Raw genomic sequence first — 2,225 nt, 5'->3', positions numbered from 1 at the left:
GGCAATCCGCCGCCCGCGCCGGCCGGCGCCGGCACCGCGCCTTCGACCGGGAACAGGACATTGCCGAAGCGGGCCACGCCATAGGCTGTCACATCCGGTTGGCGGCAGGGGCCAAGGTCGGCGAGGGCCAGCCGGGCCGACCAGCCGGCGGTGGTCAGATTGGGGTGGCGGGCGGCGATATCGTCGCGCGGCTGGCTCACCGGCACGCTGGCGATCACCCGGTCGCAGGCGACCAGCAGGACATCGGACATGCGCAGGCCCAGCGACATGTCGCCGGCCCAGCCCGACAGGGCGAGAACATCGCCCTCGACCGTGGTTTCCTCGATCCGGCCGACGTTCGTGTCGGTACTGGCCGGCGCCCACAGCCAGACCGGATAGGTCTCGTCTCCGCCCCGACTGTCGACCGCGAGGGCCACCGGATCGTCGCCCGTGGGCATGGTCAGCAACTCGAGGCCGGTCGGCGGCCCGGCGGCGGCGGCGGCACGGGTGCCCGTGTCCTTCCCCGGCAGGTTACCGGCGAGCAGGGCCGCGGCGCCGGCGGAAACGACGGCGACGATGAGAATTCGGGCAAGGCGGGCGACAGACATGGTGGCCTACGGGCAACACTGGCGACAAAGGGTAGAGCCACTCTAGCATGACCGGCCTGCCGATGCTTGCACCCGCAATCTCATGGGCGGATGATCCATGAACATTTGTCCTGGCCAGCCATGGACCATCCTGACCTTTCCGCCCCCGTCATCGCGTCCCCCGCGCGGCTCCTCCCGAGCCGGCGCGGTCTGTTGCTGGCGTCGTTCGGCCTCTTGCTCGGCGGTCGGGCACCGCAGGCGCAGGAAGCGCGCTATCTGAGGATCGCGACCGGCAGCGCCGCCGGCACCTATTACCCGGTGGGCGAGACCATCGCCCGCCTGCTCAGCCATCCGCCCGGCCTGCCGCCCTGCGACGCGGGCGCGCCCTGCGGGGTGCCCGGCCTCGTCGCCACGGCGGAAACCAGCCAGGGTTCGGTCGAGAATGTCCAGGCGGTCGCGACCCGCGCGGTCGAGACGGCGCTGGCGCAGGCGGATGTCGTCGCGCTGGCTCATGCCGGCAAACTGTTTCCCGACCAGCCACCCCTCGACAATCTGCGGGTAATCGCCAATCTGTACCGCGAGAGCATGCATCTCGTCGCCCGGCGGGACGCTGGCATCACCTCGGTCAAGGATCTGGCGGGCAAGCGCGTGTCGCTCGACCGGGCAGGTTCGGGCACCAGGGGCGACGCGCTGATGATCCTCAAGGCTTACGGCGTCGCCACCAAGCGCCTGACCGAGGTCGAACTGGGGCCATCGCAATCGGCCGATGCCCTGATCAGCGGCGAGATCGACGCTTTCTTCTTTCTGGGCGGGGTGCCGGCCGCCGGCGTCGCCGACATCGCCCCGGCGCGCCAGATCGTGCTGATCCCGATCAACGGGCCGGCGCGGGAGCGCCTGCTGGCGGAGGGCCGGTTCTTCATGGCGGGTTTCATTCCGTCCGGTGCCTATCCGACGGTGATGGCGACCGAGACGGTCGATGTCGGCGCGCAATGGATCTGCGCCGCCGAGGCCAGCGAAGCCCTGATCCACGACATCACGAGGACGCTGTTCGCCCCCGAGAATGCCGCGACCCTGGCCGCCGGCCATCCCCGCGCCGCCACCATCAGTCTCGACGGGGCGACGGCGGGGATCGCCGTGCCCCTGCACCCCGGCGCCGCCCGCTTCTATCAGGAAAAGGGCATCAGCCTGCCGGTCACCGGGCCGATCTGACCCCCGCCTTTGAACCCTGGCATTCGTTGCCCCGGCACAGGCCGGGGCCTTTGGACGAGAGTGGCGCCCGTGCCGGCCCGAAACCCGGCCTTCGCCGGGATGACGACAAGGGGCGTGCGGCATCCATCATTCGTCTAGACCGCGTAACTTCGCGCCAGGGCCTCGGCCCGGTGTTCGGCGTCGACGGCGCGAGGGATCGCGCCCTCGATCCGGGCGAGGCGGGCCAGGTCGCGGAAGTGGCGGGCGACGGTCGGGCGGCGCCGCGCCCGCTCGGACAGGAGGGCGGCGAGGTCGCGGGTCTGGCCCGATTTCAGGCAGGCATCGACATAGGTCTGGACGAAGAGGTCGCGCTGGGCCCGGCTGCCGCCGATCAGCTCGATCCGGGGCAGGGCGGCGCATATTTCCGTCGCGGCCTCCCGGTACTGGCCGGCGGCATGGGCGGCGAGGCCC

The 2,225-nt window shown here is 71.3% G+C and carries 3 protein-coding genes; 1 reads left to right on the top strand and 2 read right to left on the bottom strand.

Features of this window, described 5'->3' with window-relative positions; translation table 11 throughout:
• Positions 1-587, bottom strand: a 587-nt coding sequence (locus WAZ62_RS13175) for a hypothetical protein (protein ID WP_422643996.1), incomplete at its 3' end; no start/stop codon positions are given.
• A gap of 192 nt (positions 588-779) precedes the next feature.
• On the opposite strand from WAZ62_RS13175, the gene WAZ62_RS13170 reads away from it, so the two are divergent.
• Positions 780-1,775: a TAXI family TRAP transporter solute-binding subunit gene (locus WAZ62_RS13170; RefSeq protein WP_422643995.1), complete on the top strand. Its 996-nt coding sequence runs from the start codon at positions 780-782 to the stop codon at positions 1,773-1,775.
• A gap of 134 nt (positions 1,776-1,909) precedes the next feature.
• On the opposite strand, the gene WAZ62_RS13165 is transcribed toward WAZ62_RS13170, so the two are convergent.
• Positions 1,910-2,225, bottom strand: a 316-nt coding sequence (locus tag WAZ62_RS13165) for a hypothetical protein (protein ID WP_422643994.1), incomplete at its 5' end; no start/stop codon positions are given.

The sequence above is a fragment of the Zavarzinia sp. genome (assembly GCF_049306435.1).
GTDB lineage: Bacteria > Pseudomonadota > Alphaproteobacteria > Zavarziniales > Zavarziniaceae > Zavarzinia.
Note: the sequence above shows the minus strand (reverse complement) of the source record. Positions and strands in the feature narration are given on the sequence as shown.